This is a genomic window from Streptomyces sp. NPDC046931 (assembly GCF_040644655.1).
In the GTDB taxonomy this organism is placed as follows: Bacteria; Actinomycetota; Actinomycetes; order Streptomycetales; family Streptomycetaceae; genus Streptomyces.
Genome location: NZ_JBEYWX010000021.1, coordinates 116,608 through 139,187, shown reverse-complemented (window position 1 = coordinate 139,187; position 22,580 = coordinate 116,608). Strand labels below are relative to the sequence as shown.

15 protein-coding genes and 1 pseudogene are annotated in these 22,580 nt (G+C 70.7%); 8 read left to right on the top strand and 8 right to left on the bottom strand.

Going from position 1 to position 22,580, the window contains the following annotated elements:
- The 3 genes and pseudogenes from ABZ876_RS29640 to ABZ876_RS29630 form a co-directional block, all read right to left on the bottom strand.
- Positions 1–95 (bottom strand): annotated as a pseudogene (locus ABZ876_RS29640) (elongation factor P); the annotation flags it as partial.
- The gene (locus ABZ876_RS29635; RefSeq protein WP_361787670.1) at positions 94–999 is read right to left on the bottom strand and encodes a tRNA (adenine-N1)-methyltransferase; all 906 of its coding nucleotides are present in this window, start codon (positions 997–999) and stop codon (positions 94–96) included. The gene ABZ876_RS29635 and the pseudogene ABZ876_RS29640, both read right to left, overlap by 2 nt.
- A 56-nt stretch (positions 1,000–1,055) precedes the next feature.
- Positions 1,056–2,582 (bottom strand): site-2 protease family protein, encoded by a 1,527-nt coding sequence (locus ABZ876_RS29630; protein WP_361787668.1) that lies wholly within the window; start codon positions 2,580–2,582, stop codon positions 1,056–1,058.
- 218 nt (positions 2,583–2,800) lie between these two features.
- Between ABZ876_RS29630 and ABZ876_RS29625 the strand changes: the two genes are divergently transcribed.
- Positions 2,801–3,745: a PD-(D/E)XK nuclease family protein gene (locus ABZ876_RS29625; RefSeq protein WP_361787666.1), complete on the top strand. Its 945-nt coding sequence runs from the start codon at positions 2,801–2,803 to the stop codon at positions 3,743–3,745.
- A gap of 14 nt (positions 3,746–3,759) precedes the next feature.
- The gene (locus ABZ876_RS29620; protein WP_234518887.1) at positions 3,760–4,431 is read left to right on the top strand and encodes a response regulator transcription factor; all 672 of its coding nucleotides are present in this window, start codon (positions 3,760–3,762) and stop codon (positions 4,429–4,431) included.
- A gap of 43 nt (positions 4,432–4,474) precedes the next feature.
- On the opposite strand, the gene ABZ876_RS29615 is transcribed toward ABZ876_RS29620, so the two are convergent.
- The 4 genes from ABZ876_RS29615 to metH form a co-directional block, all read right to left on the bottom strand.
- Positions 4,475–6,058 carry an ABC transporter substrate-binding protein gene (locus ABZ876_RS29615; protein WP_361787680.1) on the bottom strand — a complete coding sequence of 528 codons (1,584 nt, stop codon included), beginning with the start codon at positions 6,056–6,058 and terminating at the stop codon, positions 4,475–4,477.
- Between the two features lie 136 nt (positions 6,059–6,194).
- Positions 6,195–7,799 (bottom strand): ABC transporter substrate-binding protein, encoded by a 1,605-nt coding sequence (locus ABZ876_RS29610; RefSeq protein ID WP_361787664.1) that lies wholly within the window; start codon positions 7,797–7,799, stop codon positions 6,195–6,197.
- A gap of 418 nt (positions 7,800–8,217) precedes the next feature.
- Entirely contained in the window at positions 8,218–8,919 is a 702-nt protein-coding gene (locus ABZ876_RS29605; protein WP_361787662.1) for an HAD family phosphatase, read from the bottom strand.
- A gap of 353 nt (positions 8,920–9,272) precedes the next feature.
- Positions 9,273–12,794, bottom strand: coding sequence for a methionine synthase (metH, locus tag ABZ876_RS29600; protein WP_361787660.1), 3,522 nt, complete (start codon positions 12,792–12,794; stop codon positions 9,273–9,275).
- 267 nt (positions 12,795–13,061) lie between these two features.
- Here metH and ABZ876_RS29595 point away from each other — a divergent pair, with 267 nt between their 5' ends.
- The 6 genes from ABZ876_RS29595 to ABZ876_RS29570 all read left to right on the top strand — a co-directional run bounded on the left by ABZ876_RS29595 (position 13,062) and on the right by ABZ876_RS29570 (position 21,210).
- Entirely contained in the window at positions 13,062–13,826 is a 765-nt protein-coding gene (locus ABZ876_RS29595) for an IclR family transcriptional regulator (protein ID WP_361787658.1), read from the top strand.
- 986 nt (positions 13,827–14,812) lie between these two features.
- Complete coding sequence (locus ABZ876_RS29590) at positions 14,813–15,601, top strand: MIP/aquaporin family protein (protein ID WP_361787656.1); 789 nt, start codon at positions 14,813–14,815, stop codon at positions 15,599–15,601.
- An 87-nt stretch (positions 15,602–15,688) separates the two neighbouring features.
- Positions 15,689–17,227, top strand: a complete 1,539-nt coding sequence (gene glpK, locus ABZ876_RS29585) for a glycerol kinase GlpK (protein ID WP_361787654.1) — start codon at positions 15,689–15,691, stop codon at positions 17,225–17,227.
- A 6-nt stretch (positions 17,228–17,233) separates the two neighbouring features.
- Positions 17,234–18,841, top strand: a complete 1,608-nt coding sequence (locus tag ABZ876_RS29580; RefSeq protein ID WP_361787652.1) for a glycerol-3-phosphate dehydrogenase/oxidase — start codon at positions 17,234–17,236, stop codon at positions 18,839–18,841.
- 230 nt (positions 18,842–19,071) lie between these two features.
- Positions 19,072–19,848 carry a nucleoside phosphorylase gene (locus ABZ876_RS29575; protein ID WP_361787650.1) on the top strand — a complete coding sequence of 259 codons (777 nt, stop codon included), beginning with the start codon at positions 19,072–19,074 and terminating at the stop codon, positions 19,846–19,848.
- A 387-nt stretch (positions 19,849–20,235) separates the two neighbouring features.
- Positions 20,236–21,210: a PAC2 family protein gene (locus tag ABZ876_RS29570; RefSeq protein WP_361787648.1), complete on the top strand. Its 975-nt coding sequence runs from the start codon at positions 20,236–20,238 to the stop codon at positions 21,208–21,210.
- Positions 21,211–21,341: 131 nt separating this feature from the next.
- On the opposite strand, the gene mshC is transcribed toward ABZ876_RS29570, so the two are convergent.
- Positions 21,342–22,571 carry a cysteine--1-D-myo-inosityl 2-amino-2-deoxy-alpha-D-glucopyranoside ligase gene (gene mshC / locus ABZ876_RS29565; protein WP_361787646.1) on the bottom strand — a complete coding sequence of 410 codons (1,230 nt, stop codon included), beginning with the start codon at positions 22,569–22,571 and terminating at the stop codon, positions 21,342–21,344.
- Positions 22,572–22,580 lie beyond the last annotated feature (9 nt).

Sequence of the window (22,580 nt, the reverse complement as noted above, 5' to 3'; positions counted from 1 at the left end):
TCATGCTGCGCGACGACGGCCGTGAAGCCCTCGATGAGGAAGTTCGCGGCGTCGCCGACGGCCTTCGGGTCGATGTGCAGCTGGTCGTACGTCTCAGCGGCCGGCGGTGCCTCCGTCGGCGTTGGGGCCGGCGTAGTCCTCGCCGTAGGCGCCCTTGGCCGGGCGGCGGCGGCGCATGGGCGGCTCGACGCCGTCGGCGAGGCGGCGGGCGGTGAGAAGGAAGCCGGTATGGCCGATCATCCGGTGGTCGGGACGGACGGCCAGGCCCTCGATGTGCCAGTTGCGGATCATCGTCTCCCAGGCGGTCGGCTCGTTGAAGCAGCCGATCTCGCGGATGGACTCGACGGTGCGGGCGAGCTGGGTGGTGGTGGCCACGTAGCAGCACAGGATGCCGCCGGGGACGAGCGCCTTGGAGACGGCCTCCAGGCACTCCCAGGGGGCGAGCATGTCGAGGATGACGCGGTCGACGTCGGTGTCGCTCAGGTTGTCCTGGAGGTCGCCGACGGTGAGCTGCCAGGCGGGGTGGGGGCCGCCGAAGTAGCGTTCGACGTTGGCCTGTGCGATCTCGGCGAAGTCGGCGCGGCGCTCGTAGCTGTGGAGCATGCCCTGATCGCCGATGGCGCGCAGCAGGAAGCTGCTGAGCGAGCCGGAGCCGACGCCGGCCTCCACGACGCGGGCGCCGGGGAAGATGTCGGCGAAGGCGAGGATCTGCCCCGCGTCCTTGGGGTAGACGACGGCTGCCCCGCGGGGCATGGACAGGACGTAGTCGGGGAGCAGGGGGCGCAGCGCGAGGTAGGCGACGTTCCCGGTGGTGCGGACAACGCTGCCCTCGGGTGCGCCGATCAGTTCGTCGTGGGGGAAGGAACCCTTGTGGGTGTGGAAGTTCTTCCCCGCTTCGAGCGTGAACGTGTAGTGGCGACCCTTGGGGTCGGTCAGCTGTACCTGGTCCCCGACCTTGAAGGGCCCGCGACGGCGGGCGGCACCGGTCGGTTCGGACATGTGACCAGCCTACCGGTCCCTTGGGGGGCCGCCGACCACGCCGAGGGGGCGGGGGTTCAGCTGGGGCGGGCCATGGCCTTCACGAAGGCGCGCTCGACGTCCGTGGCGGACAGGACGCCGTAGATCTCGCCGTTCTCCTCGACGACGAGATATTCGGTCGCGGGGTTGGCGCGCAGGGCGTCGAGGAGGTCTTCGCCCGCGAGTTCCGCGGAGACGCGCATGCCGTCGGTGAGCTCCTGGGCGAGTTCGCTGGCGTAGACCCAGGGGCGGCGGTGCTCGGGTACGCCGGCGATGGCGGACTCGCGGACGAGCGAGAGGGGCCGGCCCTGGGCGTCGACGACGACGAGGGCCCGGGCGCCGGCGGCGTTGGCGCGGCGCAGGGCCTCGGACAGGGAGGTGTTGGTCTCGACCGGGACCGCGCGGCGGGTGAGGGTGCGGGCCCGCAGCTCGGGGAGGTGTTCGCGCAGCCGGGCCGCGCGGAGGCTGTTGCCGGCGCCGGTCCAGATGATGGCGGCGAGGATGGCGGCGAGCAGGGCGTCGGTGACGGTGTCCATGCCGACGTTGTCCTCGGCGGTGGTGCCGAGCGCGCCGGACTGGGTGAGCAGCGGCAGGCCGATCAGGACCGAGATGGCGAGGGCGCGGCCGACCCAGGCGGCTGCCACGGTGCCGGTCATCGGCCTGCCGGTGATCTTCCAGACGACGGCGCGCAGCATGCGTCCGCCGTCGAGGGGGAGGCCCGGGAGCAGGTTGAAGGCGGCCACGATGAGGTTGGAGATCATGAGGCCGGCCAGCAGGACGCCGGGGACGGTGCCCGGCTGGACGGTCTGCATGGCCAGGTAGAAGATCCCGGCGAGGGCGAGGGAGAGCAGGGGGCCCACGAACGCCAGGATGAACTCCCGGCCCGGTGTCTCGGCATCCTTCTCGATCTCGGAGACGCCGCCGAAGAACTGGAGCTGGATGCGGCGCACCGGCAGTTTGAAGCGGAGGGCTGCGACGGTGTGGGCGAGTTCGTGGACGAGGACGGAGGCGTAGAAGGCGACGGCGAAGAAGAGGGAGACGAGGTAGCGGGCGGCGCCGAGCTGGGGCAGCACGCGGTCGAGCTGGCCGCCGAACACCCAGGTGATCAGGGCGGCGACGAGGAACCAGCTGGGCGCGACGTAGACGGGGACGCCGAAGGGCCGCCCCATGAGGATGCCGCCGCCGGGTTCCCTCGGACGCTGCGGTGGACGCCCCTTGCCGAAGCCGCCCGTGTGGGCGTGACTTTGGGAGAAGGGGCTGGGGTCGGGGTGTCCTTGGGAGGCGGGTCCGGTGTCGTCGCCGTCGCCGTCGCCGTCGGCTCGGGCCGGCCGGGCGGGGCCGTCGTCGGTGGGCGTCGGCGGTCCGCCGTCGGCCGGGGTCTGTGCGGGCTGTGCACCGGGCACCGCGCCTGCCGTCTCCTCGGGCGAGGCCGGCTCGGTCGTCGGGCGGGCCGGGTCCTTCTCGGGGTGTGCGGCGTCCGCGGGCCGTGCCACGGGAGGTGCCTCGCGGTCGGTCGCCCCGTCGTTGCCGGGGCGCGGCTGTCCGCTCCCGCCGCTCTCGTCCACGATGTCCCCTCGATCGAAGCGTCTCCCCGGCCCGGTCGTGCCGGGTGGGAGGGTCTGGGTCGATGGTATTCGGCCGTCGCGCCGTGTTCCGCCCCGGCACCCCCTCTGTTTTCCCGGCCGTCGCGGGGACCGATCGGGGCCGTCGGCGCCCGGTGCGGCCGGGCCCGGCCGGGGCGTGACTGTGTCACTGTCAGTGGCGGGCCGTATGGTCTGTGGGCATGGATACCAGCACCGACGGCTCCGCCCGGCCGTCCGCCGTGGCCGCCGCGCCTCCGGAGTCGCTGTCGCCGTCGCGCGCCGGTGACTTCATGCAGTGCCCGCTGCTGTACCGCTTCCGGGTGATCGACAAACTGCCGGAGAAGCCGAGCGAGGCGGCGACCCGGGGCACGCTGGTGCATGCGGTGCTGGAGCGGCTGTTCGACGCGCCGGCGGTCGAGCGGACCGCGCCGCGGGCCAAGGCGCTCGTCCCGGGGCAGTGGGACCGGCTGCGGGAGGCCAGGCCGGAGGTCGAGGAGCTGTTCGCGGACGATCCGGGCGGTGAGCGGCTGGCGCGCTGGCTGGGCGAGGCGGAGCGGCTCGTCGAGCGCTGGTTCACTCTGGAGGACCCGACCCGCCTGGAGCCCGCCGAGCGGGAGCTGTTTCTCGAGGCGGAGCTGGAGTCCGGGCTGAAGCTGCGCGGGATCATCGACCGTGTCGATGTCGCGCCCACGGGCGAGGTGCGAATCGTCGACTACAAGACGGGCAAGGCGCCCCGGCCCGAGTACGCCGAGGGCGCGCTGTTCCAGATGAAGTTCTACGCCCTGGTGGTGTGGCGGCTGAAGAAGGTCGTCCCCCGGCGGTTGCAGCTGGTCTATCTCGGCAGTGGCGAGGTGTTGACGTACGACCCGGTGCTCGCCGATCTGGAGCGTGTCGAGCGCAAGCTGCTCGCACTGTGGGAGGCGATCCGGCTGGCGACGGAGACGGGCGACTGGCGGCCGCGCCCGACGAAGCTGTGCGGCTGGTGCGACCACCGGGCCGTGTGCCCGGAGTTCGGCGGCACTCCCCCGCCGTATCCGCTGCCGGTGCGCGCGGGCGGCGGGGCCGCTCCCGGGCAGGCGCCGTCGGCCGTGGTCAGGGTGCCCGAAGCGGGTGGCGCCGAGCAGGGCAGAATGGGGCCGGACTAGCGAAGGAGACTTACGTGGCCATCCGCGTCCTACTGGTCGACGACCAGCCGCTGCTGCGCACGGGCTTCCGGATGATCCTGGAGGCCGAGCCGGACATCGCGGTCGTCGGCGAGGCCGGAGACGGCCTCCAGGCGCTCGACCAGGTGCGTGCGCTGCAGCCCGATGTGGTGCTGATGGACATCCGCATGCCGCGGATGGACGGCGTGGAGGCGACCCGGCAGATCACCGGGCCCGGGCGGGACGGCCCGGCGAAGGTGCTGGTGCTGACCACGTTCGATCTCGACGAGTACGTGGTGGAGGCGTTGCGCGCCGGTGCCAGCGGGTTCCTGCTCAAGGACGCCCCCGCCGACGAGCTGGTGCAGGCGATCCGCGTGGTCGCGGCGGGCGAGGCGATGCTCGCCCCGAGCATCACGCGCCGCCTCCTCGACAAGTACGCGGGGCATCTGCCGTCCGGGGACGAGCCGGTTCCGGACACGCTGCACACCCTCACCGAGCGTGAGGTGGAGGTGCTGAAGCTGGTGGCGCGGGGCCTGTCCAACGCGGAGATCGCCGCCGACCTGTTCGTCAGCGAGACCACGGTGAAGACGCACGTCGGTCATGTGCTGACGAAGCTGGGCCTGCGGGACCGGGTGCAGGCCGCGGTGTACGCGTACGAGAGCGGGCTGGTGCGCCCCGGCGCGCAGTAGCCGCGGCCCCGGCCGCCCGGGGCCCGCGCTCGTACGGTCGGGCTCAGCCCTTGCTGATCTCCCAGAAGCGGAAGACGGTCGAGGCGTCGAGGCAGTACTCGAGGCCGTAGACGTCGTCGCGTGCGACGGCGTACTGCTTGGCCTGCCAGACGGGGATGACGGGGATGTCCTCGGCGACGATGTCCTGGAGTCGGCTGTAGTCGGCGTCGGTCGCCGAACGGTCGCTCTCGGCGGCCGTCTTGGGGATCAGGTCGCCGGTGATCGTGGTGTTGGCGTAGTGGTTGTCCAGCACGTTGCCCTTGCCGAAGAACGGGGCGGTGAAGTTGTCGGGGTCCGGGTAGTCGGGCACCCAGCCCTTGACGTACACGCCGTACTTGCCGGCGGCGATGTCCTTCTCGTACTGGCCGAAGGGGACGGACTTGACGGTCGCCTCGAAGAGCCCGCTGTCGGTGAGCTGCCGGGCGATGGTCTTCAGCTCCTCGTCGGTGGCGGGTCCGTAGCGCGAGGGAGTCGACCACAGCGTCAGCGGCACCTTGCCGGTGACGCCCGCGGCGCGCAGTGCGGCCGCGGCCCGTGTCTTCGAGGGGCGGGAGCCGTAGGCGTTGAAGAACGACGTCTGGTGGCCGGTGATACCGGCGGGGATGATCGAGTAGAGCGGGGTCGCGGTGTCGTTGTAGACCTTGCTGACGAGGGCCTCGCGATCCAGGAGGTAGGCGATGGCCTTGCGGACGCCGAGCTTGCCGGCCACCGGGTCGTTCATGTTGAAGACCAGGTGCTGGATCTCGGCGCTGGAGCCTTCGACGACCTCGATGCCCCTGCCGGTGGAGGTGTCGTTGTCGATGCCGGCGATGTCGGAGGCGGCGAGACCGCGGTAGGCGAGGTCGACCTCCCGGTTCAGCAGGGCCTTCTTCAGGGCGGACTGGTCGCCGTGGAAGAACCGTATGGTGACACCGGAGTTGCGGGGTTTGACGCTGCCCCGGTAGGCGCCGTTGACGGAGAAGACGGCTTTGTCCTTGCCGAAGGAGTCCAGCTTGTAGGGGCCGGAGCCCACCGCCTGGCCGTCCTTGCGCAGGGCGTCGGCGGGGTAGACCTTGTGGTCCACGATCGCTCCGGCGCCGGAGGCTATCTTGCTCGGGAAGGTGGCGTCGGCGTACTTCAGCCGGAAGACGACCGTTTTCTCGTCGGGGGTCGCCACCGAGCCGAGCATGGGGAACATGATGGCGGGACCGGCTGAGTCGTTGATCTTCAACATGCGGTCGAAGGAGAACTTCACGTCCGTCGAGGTGAGCGGGTCACCGTTGCTGAACTTCAGTCCGTCCTTGAGGGTGCACGAGTAGACCCTGGTCTCCGTGTCGGTGAACGAGCACTGCTGGGCGGCCTCCGGCTCGGGTTCGGTGCCGCCCTTGGGAAAGCTCAGCAGGGACTGGAAGACGTTGTTGAACAGCAGCCAGGATCCCGGGTCGTAGCCGGAGGCCGGGTCGGTGGCCAGGACGTCGTCGGACATTCCCATCACGACGGGTGAACCCGTGCCCGAGGAGTCGTCGGACTGCGAGCCGCATCCGGCGAGCAGGCCGGTGGCCAGACCCGTGGTCACGATCAGCACCGGCAACTGGTTGCGCATGGTCACGTGCATGTGCCTTGTCTTCGGTTCTTGTTGGCCGGCTCGGGATGGGCCGGACCGTGCAGGAGCCTCCGGATGGTATCGCGGACATGGCAATGCCCCCCGGGCCGGGCGGCCCGGGGGTTCGCTGGGGCGGGTGGAGTCAGTCGCTCGCACCCCGGCCGAGCTCCCACAGCTGGAGCGTGGAGGAGGAGTTCATCGCGTACTCGCTGCCCGTGATGTCTTCCCGGGTGGCGACGTACTGCTTGCCCTGCCACAGCGGGAGGATCGGCACGTCGTCGGCGACGATGTCCTGGATGTCGGTGAGGCTCTTCGACGCGGTGAGACGGTCTGCCTCACGCCGGGACTGCGGGATCAGGTTGCTGCGGATTTCGGCGTTGTCGTACGGCGAGCCGAGGGTGTTGTCCTTGTCGAGGAACGGCGCGAGGTAGTTGTCGGCGTCCGGGAAGTCCGGGAACCAGCCCATCCCGTAGACGTCGTACTGGCCCTTCTTCTCGGCCGGGCGGAACTTGTCCCAGGGGGCGCCCTGGATGCTGACGTCGAACAGCCCGCTGGCGTTGAGCTGCCCCTTGAGCACCTCGAACTCCTTGGCGGTGGCCGAGCCGTAGTGGTCGGTCGTGTAGTGCAGCGTCAGCTTCACCGGGGTGGTGATGTTCGCCTTGTTCAGCAGCGTGCGGGCCTTGGCCACACTCGGGTCGCTGTACTTGTTGAAGAACGCGTTGGTGTGGCCGGTGATGGTGGCCGGGACCAGCGAGTACAGGGCCTGGGCCTGGCTGCCGTACACCTTGGAGACGAGGGCGCCGCGGTCGACGACCTGGGACATGGCCTGGCGGACGGCCTTGCTCTTGACCGTGGAGGCATCGGTGTTGAAGCCGAGGTAGCGGATCTCGAGGCCCGGCATCTCCACCAGGTTGATCTTGCCCGTGGGGTCGTTCTGGAGCTTGCGGATCTGCTCCGGGGACATCTGGCGGGTCATGACGTCGATGTCGCCCTTGTCGAGGGCGGTGCCCATCGTGTCGGCGTCCTTGAAGGACTCCAGAACCACCTTGTCGTTCTTGGGCGTCAGCAGGCCCTTGTAGTCGGGGTTCTTGGTGAAGGTGGCCTTGACCAGCTCGTTGTTCTGGACCTCGGCCTGCATGGTGTACGGACCGGAGCCGTCGATCTGGAAGCCGTCGCGGAGCTTGTTCTTCTCGTAGTCCTTGGGGTTGACGATGCCGGCGACCGGCGTCGACAGCTTGAACGGGAAGGTGGCGTCCGCGGTCTTCAGGTGGAAGATGACTTCGTTGTCGCCCTGGGTCTCGACGGTGTCGATGGTGGACAGCAGTGCGAAGACGCCGCTGTCGGCCTTGAGGGACCGGGCGCGGTCGATGGAGAACTTCACGGCGGCCGCGTTCACCGGGTCGCCGTTGGAGAACTTCAGGCCGCTGCGCAGCTTGCAGGCGTAGCGCTCGTTGCCGGTGTCGGTGAAGCCGCAGCTCTCGGCGGCCTCGGGCTCGGGCTCGCCCTCGCCGCGGGGCTGGGCCATCAGGGTCTGCACGGTCTGGCGCAGGATGTTCCAGCTGCCGACGTCGTACGCGTACGCCGGGTCGACGGGCGCGGGCGCGTCGTTGGTGGCGGTGAACCGGTCGGTGGTTCCGACGACGATGGCGTCACCGCTCTTGCCCCCACTGCCGGACCCGCCGCAGGCAGCGAGGACGGGGGTGAGCAGACCGACGACGGCCGGCAGCACCAAAGTCTTGCGGTTCATGCTCGAGTTTCTCCAGGGCTGTTGGATTCGTGTACCCGTCAAGCAATGGCTGGTGCGAGGGTTCACGGGGATGAGGCAATGTTCTCGCGATGAGATTAGACCGCGCCTGCACGGAGGCTCACCGCTACCGGAGTTGAGTTTCCATCACGCTGTGAAACCGGTTGCGGACGGACCGAAAAAGCGCTCGGGGAAGGATTCGTGCAGCGTTCCACCAATCGGGACACAAGGGCATGTCCGGACCCCCCGAGGAGGGGGGATCAGCACACGCCACGTTCGCCATCAACCCCGCTGCGCGTGATGAACGTCATACTCTCAAGTGCACCGAGGGGCGGAATTCGACTGGTCGGCGAGGTATTAATTTATTCGCTTCGACGGCCGACGGTATTTCTTCCATTCGCGATACACGCTGGGTGAACGCTCAGCGCATTTCCGTCATCAAACGCTGGAGAAATGGCAGGTCGACCTCCTCGAGAGAGGTCACCACGGTGCGGCCGGCGGCGGCGGCGATAGGCGCGACCGACGGTACGGCGACCACCCGGCAGCCGGCTGCCTCGGCGGCCGCGACACCGGTGGCGGTGTCCTCGATGACCGCGCACCGGGCGGGCTCCGCGTCGAGACCCGAGGCCGCCAGCAGGTAGGGGTCCGGGAACGGCTTGGTACGCGGCACCTCGTCCCCGGCGACGGTGAGGCTGAAGTACTGGGGGCCGACCGAGGCCAGGACCCGGTCGATGATGCGCCGGTGCGAGGCGGAGACCAGGGCGGTGGGGATCTCGTGCGCCGCCAGTTCGGCCAGCAGCCGGGCGGCGCCCGGCATCAGGGGCAGTCTGCGGTCGATACGGTCCTCGAACCCGTCGTTGAGCAGCACGCTGAGTTCGTCGAGGGTGATGTCGGCGCCGGTGGCCTCGATCAGGAAGCCCGCACTGCGCGTCATGGGACCGCCGACCACGACATGGCGCCAGGACTCGTCGAGGGTGTGACCGAGGGAGGCGAACACCTCGACCTCGACGTCCCACCAGAATCCCTCGGTGTCCACCAGGGTGCCGTCCATGTCGAGAAGCACGGCCTCCAGGGCGGAGCCTTCGGCCGTACGGGTTCCTAGCGCGGGGACCGTTGTGGTCATCCGGCGTACCTCCTTCAAGGGACGACCAGGCCGGTTCCCGGACGGGGAACCGGCCTGCGGTGGACCGACCAGTGTACGACGCTCACGGAGAAACCGCGTGGCGACGCATGACCGGTCCCCTGGAAGGGCGCCCGGCGCCGGCCTCGGGGCGCCGGGCGCCCGCGAGGTCGCCCCACACGACGGACCCCACGGCATGAATCCCCCGCAACGGACGCCCGCCGCATCCGTCCCGCACGACGGACGGCCATCGCATCGCTCCCGCACGACGGACGCCCGCCGCGACGGCCCGGAGCGAGGGACGCCGGTCCGTCGGTCCTGCGCGGCGGGCGTCCGGCGCGGCGGCACCCGGCGGGTCAGCGGGCGTTGAAGTACTTCGCCTCCGGGTGGTGGATCACGATGGCGTCCGTGGACTGCTCCGGGTGGAGCTGGAACTCCTCGGAGAGGTGGACGCCGATCCGCTCCGGCTCGAGGAGCTGGGCGATCTTGGCGCGGTCCTCCAGGTCGGGGCAGGCGCCGTAGCCGAGCGAGAAGCGGGCGCCGCGGTACTTGAGGGCGAACATGTCCTCGATGTCGGCCGGGTCCTCGCCGGCGAAGCCCAGTTCCGCGCGCACCCGCGCGTGCCAGTACTCCGCGAGCGCCTCCGCCAACTGCACGGACAGCCCGTGCAGTTCGAGGTAGTCGCGGTAGGAGTTCGACTCGAAGAGGCGCCCGGTCTCCTCGCCGATCCGGGAGCCGACGGTGACGACCTGGAAGCCCACGACGTCCTGTTCGCCGGACTCCTCGGGGCGGAAGAAGTCGGCCAGGCACAGCCGGCGGCCCCGGCGCTGGCGCGGGAAGGTGAACCGGGTGCGCTCGTTGCCCGCCTCGTCGAGCACGATCAGGTCGTCGTCCTTGGACACGCACGGGAAGTAGCCGTGGACGACTGCCGCTTCCAGGAGGTTCTCCGTCTGGAGCCGGTCGAGCAGGCCGCGCAGCCGGGGCCGGCCCTCGGTCTCGACGAGCTCCTCGTACGTCGGCCCCTCACCCGTGCGGGCCTGCTTCAGGCCCCACTGGCCCTTGAAGAGCGCACCCTCGTCCAGCCAGGAGGCGTACTCCTTGAGCGGGATGCCCTTGATGACGCGGGTGCCCCAGAAGGGCGGGGTGGGCACCGGGTTGTCGGTGGCGACGTCGGAGCGGACGTGCCCCTCCTCGGGCCGGTCCTCGATCTCGACGGTGGCGGCCCGCACCCGGCGCTGCCTCAGCTCGGGCAGCTTGGCCCCGGGCACGCCCCGCTTGACCCCGATGAGCGCGTCCATCAGGCGCAGGCCCTCGAAGGCGTCACGGGCGTAGCGGACCTCGCCCTCGTACAGCTCGTACAGGTCCTGTTCCACATACGCGCGGGTGAGTGCCGCACCGCCGAGGATGACCGGGTAGGTGGCGGCAAGGCCGCGCTGGTTGAGCTCCTCCAGGTTCTCCTTCATGATCACCGTGGACTTGACCAGGAGCCCGGACATGCCGATGACGTCGGCCCGGTGTTCCTCGGCGGCCTCGAGGATCGCGGAGACGGGCTGCTTGATGCCGAGGTTGACGACGTTGTAGCCGTTGTTGGACAGGATGATGTCGACGAGGTTCTTGCCGATGTCGTGGACGTCGCCGCGCACGGTGGCGAGCACGATCGTGCCCTTGCCGGCCTCGTCGGTCTTCTCCATGTGCGGCTCGAGGTAGGCGACGGCGGACTTCATGACCTCGGCGGACTGGAGCACGAACGGCAGCTGCATCTGGCCGGAGCCGAACAGCTCGCCGACGACCTTCATGCCGTCCAGAAGCGTCTCGTTGACGATGTCGAGGGCCGGACGGGTCTGAAGGGCCTCGCCGAGGTCGGTTTCCAGGCCGTTCTTCTCGCCGTCGATGATGCGCCGCTTGAGGCGTTCGTCCAGCGGCAGCGCGGCCAGTTCCTCGGCCTTGCCGGCCTTCAGGGACTGAGCGGTGGCGCCCTCGAACAGCGCCATCAGCTTCTGCAGCGGGTCGTAGCCCTCGGTGCGGCGGTCGTAGATCAGGTCGAGGGCCGTGGTGACCTGCTCCTCGTCGAAACGTGCGATCGGCAGGATCTTCGAGGCGTGCACGATCGCGGAGTCGAGCCCGGCCTTGACGCACTCGTCGAGGAAGACGGAGTTGAGCAGGATGCGGGCGGCCGGGTTGAGGCCGAAGGAGATGTTCGACAGACCCAGCGTGGTCTGCACGTCCGGGTGGCGCCTCTTCAGCTCGCGGATCGCCTCGATGGTGGCGATGCCGTCCTTGCGGGACTCCTCCTGGCCGGTGCAGATGGTGAAGGTCAGGGCGTCGATGAGGATGTCCTCCTCCCGGATGCCCCAGTTGCCGGTGAGGTCGGCGATGAGCCGCTCGGCGATCTCCACCTTCTTCTCGGGGGTACGGGCCTGGCCCTCCTCGTCGATGGTCAGTGCGATCAGCGCGGCACCGTGCTCGCGTGCGAGCCGGCTCACCTTCGCGAACCGCGACTCCGGTCCGTCGCCGTCCTCGTAGTTGACCGAGTTGATGACGGCCCGGCCGCCCAGCTTCTCCAGGCCGGCCCTGATGACCTCGACCTCGGTGGAGTCGAGGACGATCGGCAGGGTGGAGGCGGTGGCGAAACGGCCGGCCAGCTCCTCCATGTCGGCGACGCCGTCCCGGCCCACGTAGTCGACGCACAGGTCGAGCATGTGGGCGCCCTCGCGGATCTGCTCGCGGGCCATCTCCACGCAGTCGTCCCAGCGGCCGGCGAGCATGGCCTCGCGGAACTTCTTGGAACCGTTGGCGTTGGTGCGTTCACCGATGGCCAGGTAGGAGGTGTCCTGACGGAACGGCACGTTCTGGTAGAGGGAGGCGGCGCCCGGCTCGGGCCGCGGGCTGCGCTCGGCCGCGGTGAGGCCGCGGACCCGCTCGACGACCTGGCGCAGATGCTCGGGGGTGGTGCCGCAGCAGCCACCGACCAGGGAGAGCCCGTAGTCGCGGACGAAGTTCTCCTGGGCGTCGGCCAGGCCCTGGGGGCCGAGCGGGAAGTGCGCGCCGTCCTTGGTGAGCACCGGAAGTCCGGCGTTCGGCATGCACAGCAGCGGGATGCGGGAGTGGCGCGTGAGGTAGCGCAGGTGCTCGCTCATCTCCGCGGGGCCGGTCGAGCAGTTCAGGCCGATCATGTCGATGCCGAGCGGTTCCAGCGCGGTGAGCGCCGCGCCGATCTCGGAACCCAGCAGCATGGTGCCGGTGGTCTCGAAGGCCATCGAACACAGCAGGGGCACCTCGATGCCGGTGGTCTCCATGGCGCGGCGGGCGCCCAGGATCGACGCCTTGGTCTGCAGAAGGTCCTGCGTGGTCTCGACGATCAGGGCGTCGGCGCCGCCGGCGAGCAGACCCTCCGCGTTGGCCTGGAAGCCGTCACGGATCGTGGTGAAGGGGACGTGGCCGAGGGTGGGCAGCTTGGTGCCGGGGCCGATGGAGCCCAGCACCCAGCGCAGGCGGCCGTCGCCGGCGGCGAAGGTGTCGGCGGTCTCGCGGGCGATCCGGGCGCCCGCCTCGGACAGCTCGTACACGCGGTCGGCGATCTCGTACTCGGCCATCGCCGCGTGGTTGGCCCCGAAGGTGTTGGTCTCGACGCAGTCGACGCCCACGGCGAAGTAGGCCTCGTGGACGGAGCGGACGATGTCCGGCCGGGTCAGGTTGAGGATCTCGTTGCAGCCTTCGAGGCCCTGGAAGTCCTCCAGCGTCGGGTCCTGGGCCTGGAGCATCGTGCCCATCGCGCCGTCCGCCACCACGACACGGGTGGCGAGGGCTTCCCGGAGGGCTTCGGTTCGGGTCCGGTGGTCGGAGGCGGACGAAAGGGACGGGTTCGGCAACGAGGCCATGGAAGATGCTCCCTGGAGTGCGACGGCTGTCGGCTTTGCGCTTCCCGTGGAAGACGCACGCGGCCAGGGTAGCCCTCGGCGCGCCGTACGGTCAGAGGCGTCCACGGGGCGGACGGGCGTGCCTCATATGACCCGTGTGGGGATTCCGGCGTAACGGATGGCGACCACCCATTGGCGGGAGGTCGGCAACGACCGGTAGTGTTCGGCATTGCCGAACGGTGGTATACGACGGTCGGCAGACGGTCGAAGGACGGAGGCAGGACGGCGATGGCACGGAACATCCAGTCGCTCGAACGGGCGGCCGCGATGCTGCGGCTGCTCGCGGGCGGCGAGCGACGGCTCGGCCTGTCGGACATCGCCTCGTCACTGAGTCTCGCCAAGGGCACGGCCCACGGCATACTCCGCACACTGCAGCAGGAGGGGTTCGTCGAGCAGGACGCGGCCTCCGGCCGCTATCAGCTGGGGGCGGAACTGCTGCGCCTCGGGACCACGTATCTCGACGTGCACGAGCTGAGGGCGCGCGCCCTGGTGTGGACGGACGACCTGGCCCGGGCCAGCGGGGAAAGCGTCTATCTAGGGGTGCTGCACCAGCAGGGCGTACTGATCGTGCACCACGTCTTCCGTCCCGACGACAGCCGGCAGGTCCTGGAGATCGGGGCCATGCAGCCACTGCACTCCACCGCGCTCGGCAAGGTGCTGGCGGCGCACGACCCGGTGGCGCACAGCGAGGCGCTGGAGAACGACCGGAAGGCGTTCACCGACCGGACGGTGTGCGATCTGGGGGACTTCGAGCACCTCCTGGACCTGACCAGGGCCCGGGGGTACGCGGCGGACGTCGAGGAGACCTGGACCGGGGTGGCCTCGGTGGCGGCGCCCATCCACGACCGGCGGCGGATGCCGGTGGGCGCGGTCGGGATCACCGGCGCCGTGGAACGGGTGTGCCGGGACGGCGAGCTGCGCCCCGAGCTGATCGCGGCGGTACGCGACTGCGCCCGCGCGGTGTCGCGGGACCTGGGCGCCGGGCGGTTCTGAGCCCTCCGTCCTCGAAGACAGGACACTCACGGCCGGTACACGACGTGCCGGCCCTTCGCCGTGTCCACCCTTTCGCCGTACCCGGCCCTGTCGCCGTACCCGCCCCTCCGCTGTACCCGCCCCTCCGCTGTACCCGCCCCTCCGCGTACCCGGCCCTGTCGCCGTACCCGCCCCTCCGCTGTACCCGCCCCTCCGCCGCACCGGCCCCTCCGCGTACCCGGCCCTTTCGCCGTACCCGGCCCTTTCGCCGTACCCGCCCCTCCGCTGTACCCGCCCGTCCGCCGCACCGGCCCGTCCGCCGAGCCCGGCCCTTCGCCGCACCCGGCCCTTTCGCCGTACCCGCCCCTCCGCTGCACCCGCCCCTCCGCCGCACCGGCCCGTCCGCCGAGCCCGGCCCTTCGCCGTACCCGGCCCTTTCGCCGTACCCGCCCCTCCGCTGTACCCGCCCGTCCGCCGAGCCCGCCCCTTCGCCGTACCCGGCCCCTTCGCCGTACCCGGCCCGTCCGCCGAGCCCGCCCCTCCGCCGTTACCGGCCCTTTCGCACGCCCGCGCGATGCTCCGGCCGGGCGCACGCCCTCCAGGCCGCCGGCCCAGGGCTCCCCGGCCGCCCGGAACCCCTTCCCCGGCCCCCTCCGCCAGGTGACACAGCGTCACAAACCGCCCCGCCAGGCCCCCTCGCCCGCAGCCCCCCGTCACCTGGGGCGGCCACGAAACGTGCCTGCTCGCGCCCGATGGGCCCCTAATCCAAGATCCATAACTCTGAGCGATCAATAACGATCCTGCATTCGATAACAGGACCCTTGACGATCCGGCGAACCGGAAGCGAGACTCCCGTCCATCGGTCGGCATTGTCGAACACCTGACGGCAATACGCGTTAGAGTGTCACAGCGCCAAGGGCCGACATCGCTCTCACCCCCGAGGGCGCGAACCACCGGAGGGACCCGGGGTTCGCCTTCCCCCTGGACGAAGGACAAAGGAGTCGCGGGTGTCCAGCTCCGACATCTTCATCGGCGAGACCATCGGTACCGCCATACTCATCCTGCTCGGTGGCGGCGTGTGCGCCGCCGTCACACTGAAGGCCTCCAAGGCCCGGAACGCCGGCTGGCTGGCCATCACCTTCGGGTGGGGCTTCGCCGTTCTGACGGCGGTCTACACCTCGGCACCGCTCTCCGGCGCCCACCTCAACCCCGCCGTGACGCTCGCGCTCGCCATCAAGGACGGCGACTGGAGCCACGTCCCGGTCTACTGGGCCGGCCAGCTGCTCGGCGCCATGATCGGTGCCGCCCTGGTCTGGGTCGCCTACTACGGCCAGTTCCACGCCCACCTCACCGACAGAGAGATCGTCGGTGGTCCGGGGGCGCAGGACACCAAGGCCGTGGAGGCGCAGGAGGCCCAGGCCGGCCCCGTGCTCGGCGTCTTCTCCACCGGTCCCGAGATCCGGAACGCGGTGCTGAACCTGGCCACGGAGATCATCGGCACGATCGTGCTGGTGCTCGCGGTCCTCACGCAGGGCCTCAACGACAAGGGCAACGGCCTGGGCACCCTGGGCGCCCTGATCACCGCGTTCGTGGTCGTCGGGATCGGCCTCTCCCTGGGCGGCCCGACCGGTTACGCGATCAACCCGGCCCGTGACCTCGGTCCGCGCATCGTGCACGCCCTCCTTCCCCTGCCCAACAAGGGGGGCTCCGACTGGGGCTACGCCTGGGTTCCGGTCGTCGGTCCGCTGGTCGGCGCCGCGATCGCCGCAGGCATATACAACGTCGCCTTCGCCTGAGAACACTGAGTTCCCCCGGGCATCTCGCCTCTCAGCACCGCGCCGTATAGACCGCCCCTCATATCCACGGAATCCCAGGAGCACACCGTGACCGACGCACACACCGCCGGCCCGTTCATCGCCGCCATCGACCAGGGCACGACCTCTTCGCGCTGCATCGTCTTCGACCGGGACGGCCGTATCGTCTCCGTCGACCAGAAGGAGCACGAGCAGATCTTCCCGAAGCCGGGCTGGGTCGAGCACAACGCCACCGAGATCTGGACCAACGTCCAGGAAGTCGTCGCCGGAGCCATCGAGAAGGCCGGCATCACCCGGGACGACATCAAGGCCATCGGCATCACCAACCAGCGCGAGACCACCGTGCTGTGGGACAAGAACACCGGTGAGCCCGTTCACAACGCGATCGTCTGGCAGGACACCCGCACCGACGCGCTGTGCAAGGAGCTCGGCCGCAACGTCGGCCAGGACCGCTTCCGCCGCGAGACCGGCCTTCCGCTGGCCTCGTACTTCGCCGGCCCCAAGGCCCGCTGGCTGCTCGACAACGTCGAGGGGCTGCGGGAGCGCGCCGAGGCCGGGGACATCCTCTTCGGCACCATGGACACCTGGGTCATCTGGAACCTCACCGGCGGTGTCGACGGTGGCCACCACGTCACCGACGTCACCAACGCCTCCCGCACCATGCTGATGAACCTGCACACCCTGGAGTGGGACGAGAAGATCGCCGAGTCCATCGGCGTGCCGCTCGCGATGCTGCCGGAGATCCGCTCCTCCGCCGAGGTCTACGGCGAGATCACCGGCGGACGCCTCGGCGAGCTGCTCGGCGGCATCCCGGTGGCCTCCGCGCTCGGCGACCAGCAGGCGGCCCTGTTCGGCCAGACCTGCTTCTCCGAGGGCGAGGCCAAGTCCACCTACGGCACCGGCACCTTCATGCTGATGAACACCGGTGAGAAGATCATCAACTCCTACTCGGGCCTGCTGACCACCGTCGGCTACCGGATCGGCGACCAGCAGCCGGTCTACGCCCTGGAGGGCTCGATCGCCGTCACCGGCTCCCTGGTGCAGTGGATGCGCGACCAGATGGGCCTGATCTCCACCGCCGCCGAGATCGAGACCCTCGCACTGTCGGTCGAGGACAACGGCGGCGCCTACTTCGTACCGGCCTTCTCCGGTCTGTTCGCCCCGTACTGGCGCTCCGACGCCCGCGGTGTGATCGCCGGTCTGACCCGGTACGTCACCAAGGCGCACCTCGCGCGCGCCGTCCTGGAGGCCACCGCCTGGCAGACCCGCGAGATCACCGACGCCATGACGAAGGACTCCGGCGTCGAGCTCGCGGCCCTCAAGGTCGACGGCGGCATGACCTCCAACAACCTGCTGATGCAGACGCTCTCGGATGTCCTGGACGCGCCGGTGGTGCGCCCCATGGTCGCCGAGACCACCTGCCTCGGCGCCGCCTACGCCGCCGGTCTCGCCGTCGGCTTCTGGACCAGCACCGACGACCTGCGCGCCAACTGGCGCCGGGCCGCCGAGTGGACGCCCCACATGGACGCGGAGACCCGCGACCGTGAGTACAAGAACTGGCTCAAGGCCGTCGAGCGGACCATGGGCTGGATCGAAGACGAGGAGTAATTCGCAATGACCACCCTGCAGAGTGTCCCGGCTCTGGGGACCCACCCGGCCTATGGCTCCCACCCGAGCCGCGTCGAGACCCGGGAGCAGCTGTCCAAGGCGACGTACGACCTCCTGGTGATCGGTGGCGGGATCCTGGGCATCTCCACGGCCTGGCATGCCGCACAGTCGGGCCTGCGGGTGGCGCTGGTGGACGCCGGCGACTTCGCCGGCGCCACCTCCTCCGCCTCCTCCAAGCTGCTCCACGGCGGACTGCGCTACCTGCAGACCGGCGCGGTGAAGCTGGTGGCGGAGAACCACTTCGAGCGCCGTGCGGTGTCCCGTCAGGTGGCCCCCCACCTGGCGAACCCGCTTACGTTCTACCTCCCCGTGTACAAGGGCGGGCCGCACGGCGCGGCGAAGCTCGGGGCGGGCGTCTTCGCCTACTCCGCGCTGTCGGGGTTCGGTGACGGCGTGGGCCACCTGCTGTCGCCGGCCAAGGCGCAGCAGGACGTGCCGGAGCTGCGCACCGAGAACCTCAAGGCCGTGGCCGTGTACGGCGACGACCAGATGAACGACGCCCGCATGGCGCTGATGACGGTCCGCGCGGCCGTCGAGGCGGGCGCCGTCGTGCTGAACCACGCGGAGGTCACCGGCCTGCGCTTCACCCGGGGCCGGGTCACCGGTGCCGAGCTGAGGGACCGGCAGTCCGGGGACGAGTTCGGTGTCGACGCGCGGCTGGTGCTGAACGCGACCGGCCCCTGGGTCGACCACCTGCGCCGTATGGAGGACCCGAACGCGGCGCCCTCCATACGCCTGTCCAAGGGTGTGCACCTGGTCCTCAAGCGCACCTCCCCCTGGAAGGCGGCGCTCGCGACGCCGATCGACAAGTACCGCATCACCTTCGCCCTCCCCTGGGAGGACATGCTGCTGCTCGGCACCACGGACGAGGAGTTCGAGGGCGATCCGGCCGAGGTGGGGGTGAACGAGAAGGACATCGCCCAGATCCTCGACGAGGCGGCCTTCTCCGTCCGCGACCAGCAGCTGCGGCGCGAGCTGATCACCTACTCCTTCGCCGGTCTGCGGGTGCTGCCCGGCGGTCCCGGCGACACGGCGAAGGCCAAGCGCGAGACCGTCGTCACCGAGGGCAAGGGCGGCATGCTGTCCGTCGCGGGCGGCAAGTGGACCACCTTCCGGCACATCGGCCGTACGGTCATGCAGAAGCTGGAGTCACTGCCGGGCCGTCCGCTCGGCGACGACTTCGAGCCGATCTCCACGCTGCCGAAGAAGCTGCCGCTGCCGGGCATCGCCAACCCGCGCGCGGTCGCCCACCGGCTGGTCGTCGACGGTCCGGCGCCCGGTCCGCGGATGGCGCCGGACACCGCCAAGCACCTGGCGACCCACTACGGCTCGCTGGCGTTCGACATCGCGCGGATCGCCAACGAGAACCCCGAGCTGGGCGAGCGTGTCCACCCCGACGCGCCGGAGATCTGGGCGCAGGTCGTCTACGCCAGGGATCACGAGTGGGCCGAGACGGCGGATGACGTGCTGCGCCGCCGCACCACCCTGACGATCCGCGGCCTGGCCACGGACGAGGTGCGCGGCAAGGTGCAGGACCTGCTCGACAAGAAGTAGGTCCCCGCGACGAGGGGCGGCTTCCCGCACGAAGCCGCCCCTTTCGCGTGTCCGTTTCCTTCCGGCCCGCCCGGCCTCGCCCGGGCCCGGCGAGCCGGCCACCGGTACGCGGTCCGGCCGCGGGCCGTCGGTGACACCGGGCGGGTTCGGCTGCGTACGGTGTCCGGTGTGTGCCATGGCCTTCGCCGCATGCACGCCGCCCGGTCTCACCGACCCACAGGAGTCGCCCGATGACGCAGGACCCGACGACACGGGATCTGTCGCCCGTCACCCGCATTCCGCGCACCGGGCTTCCCCCGTACGCCGTCGTCGTCGGCGACCCGGCCCGCGCGGCCACGGTCGCCGCGCTGCTGGAGGGGACGGAGGAGGTCTCGTACCACCGCGAGTACCGGGTGTTCCGCGGGAGCTGGAAGGGACTGGGGGTGACGGTGGCCTCGCACGGGGTGGGGGCGCCGGGGGCGATCCTGCTCTTCCAGGAACTGGCGGACGCGGGGGTCCGCACGTTTTTGCGGCTGGGCACGGCGGGCTCGATGAAACCGGGAATCGGCGACGGCGACCTGGTGATCGCCGAGGCCGCCGTGCGGGACGACGGCGTGACCCAGCAGTTGCTGCCGCCCGAGTACCCGGCCGTGTCGGCGCCCGAGGCGGTCCTCGCCGTGCAGCACGCGGCGCGGGAGGCCGGCGTGCCGCACCACCGGGGGATCGTGTGGACTCGTGCGGCCTTCCAGCCCGGGCTGATCCCGCTGAACGCGTACGACGGGGCGGGTCTCGCGGCGATCGAGATGGAGCTGTCCGCTCTGCTGGTGACCGCCTCGCTGCGCGGGCTCGTGGCGGGCGGCGTGCTCGTGGTGGACGGGGCCAACGCCGACGAACTGGTCGACGAGGACGCCTCGTTCTCCACGGGCGGCTACGACCCGCACCGCGCGGTGGTGGCCCGGGGTGTGGAGCGCGGCGCGGTCGTCTCCCTGGAGGCGCTGCGGCTGCTTGCCGAGGAGGCCGCGGCATGAGTGAGCGGGTCGAGCTGCTGGTGCCCGGCGGCGCCTGAGGGGACCGGCGGGCGTCGTCCCTCGGAGCCGGCCGCGGCGGCCATGGCGGCTCCCCTGGTCGTTGAACGTCAACCGGGCACGCTCGCCGCCCGGTTGGACAAGCCGCGCTCCGGGCCGTCGGCGAGCGTGCACATCGTCCGCCGAACAGTGGCCGCGCCCGGCGTTCCGACCCCTCGCAGGGGTGGATCACCTCGGGACGGCACGGCCCTGAGTGACGATCATGGGTGTTCGACGGCTCCGTACGGGGCAGTCATCCGTTCACTCCCCCGTGCAAGGGGGCTGCGGGCGTCCCCGCCGCACGCCGTAAGGTTGGGACGTACGTGAGGGCTCGTCGGAAGGAGGCGCTGGGTGATCGAGCTCGAGGGGGTTCCCGAGCTGATCGACCCGGTCATGGTGGCCGCGTTCGAGGGCTGGAACGATGCCGGCGACGCCGCTTCCACCGCGGTCGCGCATCTGGACAGGGAGTGGAAGGGCGAGGTGTTCGCGGCGCTGGACGCCGAGGACTACTACGACTTCCAGGTGAACCGCCCCACCGTGTTCATGGAGGCCGGGGTCCGCAAGATCACCTGGCCCACGACCCGTCTCTCGGTGGTCCGCGTCGGCGGCGAGAAGCCCCGCGACCTGGTCCTGGTCCGTGGCATCGAGCCGTCGATGCGCTGGCGCTCGTTCTGCAACGAGCTGCTGGGCTTCGCCCATGAGCTGGGTGTGGAGCTGGTGGTCATCCTGGGGGCTCTGCTCGGTGACACCCCGCACACGCGTCCGGTCCCCATCAGCGGGACCACGTCCGACTCGGACCTGGCTCGCCGGATGGACCTGGAGGAGACCAAGTACGAGGGCCCCACGGGCATCGTGGGGGTCCTCCAGGAGGCCTGCACGCACGCGGGCGTCCCGGCCGTCTCGCTGTGGGCGGCGGTTCCGCACTATGTGTCCCAGCCGCCGAACCCGAAGGCCACGCTGGCCCTGCTCAACCGTCTGGAGGACCTGCTCGACCTGCGCATCCCGCTGGGCGAGCTGCCCGAGGACGCGCGTGCCTGGCAGCTCGGCGTGGACCAGCTGGCGGCGGAGGACAGCGAGGTCGCCGAGTACGTCCAGACGCTGGAGGAGGCCCGGGACACCGCCGAGTTGCCGGAGGCGTCGGGCGAGGCGATCGCCCGCGAGTTCGAGCGGTATCTGCGCCGACGGGATGTCAGCCCGCCCGGCGGGCACGCCACGGCGGACGGCGGCGACGGCGGCTCGTACCGGCGGGACACCCCTGGTGGCCGTCCGCGGCCGCCGAAGCCACCGCGGACGGGCGGTGACGACGAGGACTCCGCGGAGGACTGACGGGCGGTCGCCGGTCAGCCGGCGGTGACGGCTCAGGACGGCCGACCGCCACGGAGACGAGGAGCGGCGCCGGGCCGGTCATGACGACCGGCCCGGCGCCGCTCCTCGCTGCCGACGTTTCCGGGGCGTGGTCAGAGGGCCACGCCGAGCAGCGCGTCCACGGCACGCGAGACCACACCGGGTGCGCCCGTGTCCGTGCCGCCGCTCTCCTGCTGGAGGGCGGCCCAGCGGTCGACCGCGGCGAGCGCGGCCGGGGCGTCCAGGTCGTTCGCGAGGGCCTCGCGGATCTCCTCGACGAGGGCCTCCGCAGGCGGGCCGTCGGGACGCGACACGGCGGCGCGCCAGCGCTCGAGCCGTGCCACGGCCTCCTGGAGCACCTGGTCGGTCCACTCCCAGTCGGACCGGTAGTGGTGGGCGTGCAGCGCGAGCCGGATCGCGCCGGGATCGACGCCGTCCCGCCTGAGCCGGGAGACGAAGACCAGGTTGCCCTTGGACTTGGACATCTTCTGGCCGTCCAGGGCCACCATGCCGGCGTGGACGTAGGCCTTGGCCATCGGGAACTCGCCGGTCAGCACCTGGGCGTGGGAGGCGCCCATCTCGTGGTGCGGGAAGGCGAGGTCGGATCCGCCGCCCTGCACGTCGAAGCCCATGCCCAGGTGGTCCAGCGCGATGGCCACGCACTCGATGTGCCAGCCGGGCCGGCCGTGGCCCAGCGAGCCGCCGTCCCAGCTGGGCTCGCCGTCACGGGCGGCCATCCAGAGCATCGGGTCGAGCGGGTTCTTCTTGCCCGGACGGTCCGGGTCGCCGCCGCGCTCCGCGGACAGCAGGCGCATGGCGGCGGCGTCCAGCCGGGACACCTTGCCGAAGTTGGGGTCCGACTCGACGGAGAAGTAGACGTCTCCTTCGAGTTCGTAGGCTGCGCCCAGGTCGCGCAGCCGCTCGACGAGCGGCACGATCCCGGGTATCGCCTCGACCGCGCCTATGTAGTGCCGCGGGGGAAGCATCCGCAGCGCGGTCATGTCCTCGCGGAACAGGGCGGTCTCCCGTTCGGCGAGGGCCGACCACTCGACGCTGTCGCGCTGGGCGCGTTCCAGGAGGGGGTCGTCGACGTCGGTGACGTTCTGGACGTAGTGCACCTGCCGCTTGGTGTCCAGCCACACGCGCTGGACGAGGTCGAACGCGTTGTAGGTCGCCGCGTGACCCATGTGGGTCGCGTCGTACGGCGTGATGCCGCAGACGTAGATGCGGGCGACGGGACCGGGGTCCAGGGTGACCGGACCGCCGGTCGCGGTGTCGTGGATCCTCAGGTCGCGGCCCTGACCAGGCAGGGCGGGGACCTCGGAAGCGGGCCAGGCATGCATGCCCTGAGC

Coding starts and splice junctions, on each gene's coding strand:
- ABZ876_RS29635 (WP_361787670.1), bottom strand. CDS start 999: ATGTCCGAACCGACCGGTGCCGCCCGCCGTCGCGGGCCCTTCAAGGTC.
- ABZ876_RS29625 (WP_361787666.1), top strand. CDS start 2,801: ATGGATACCAGCACCGACGGCTCCGCCCGGCCGTCCGCCGTGGCCGCC.
- ABZ876_RS29610 (WP_361787664.1), bottom strand. CDS start 7,799: ATGAACCGCAAGACTTTGGTGCTGCCGGCCGTCGTCGGTCTGCTCACC.
- ABZ876_RS29605 (WP_361787662.1), bottom strand. CDS start 8,919: ATGACCACAACGGTCCCCGCGCTAGGAACCCGTACGGCCGAAGGCTCC.
- metH (WP_361787660.1), bottom strand. CDS start 12,794: ATGGCCTCGTTGCCGAACCCGTCCCTTTCGTCCGCCTCCGACCACCGG.
- ABZ876_RS29595 (WP_361787658.1), top strand. CDS start 13,062: ATGGCACGGAACATCCAGTCGCTCGAACGGGCGGCCGCGATGCTGCGG.
- ABZ876_RS29580 (WP_361787652.1), top strand. CDS start 17,234: ATGACCACCCTGCAGAGTGTCCCGGCTCTGGGGACCCACCCGGCCTAT.
- ABZ876_RS29575 (WP_361787650.1), top strand. CDS start 19,072: ATGACGCAGGACCCGACGACACGGGATCTGTCGCCCGTCACCCGCATT.
- mshC (WP_361787646.1), bottom strand. CDS start 22,571: ATGCATGCCTGGCCCGCTTCCGAGGTCCCCGCCCTGCCTGGTCAGGGC.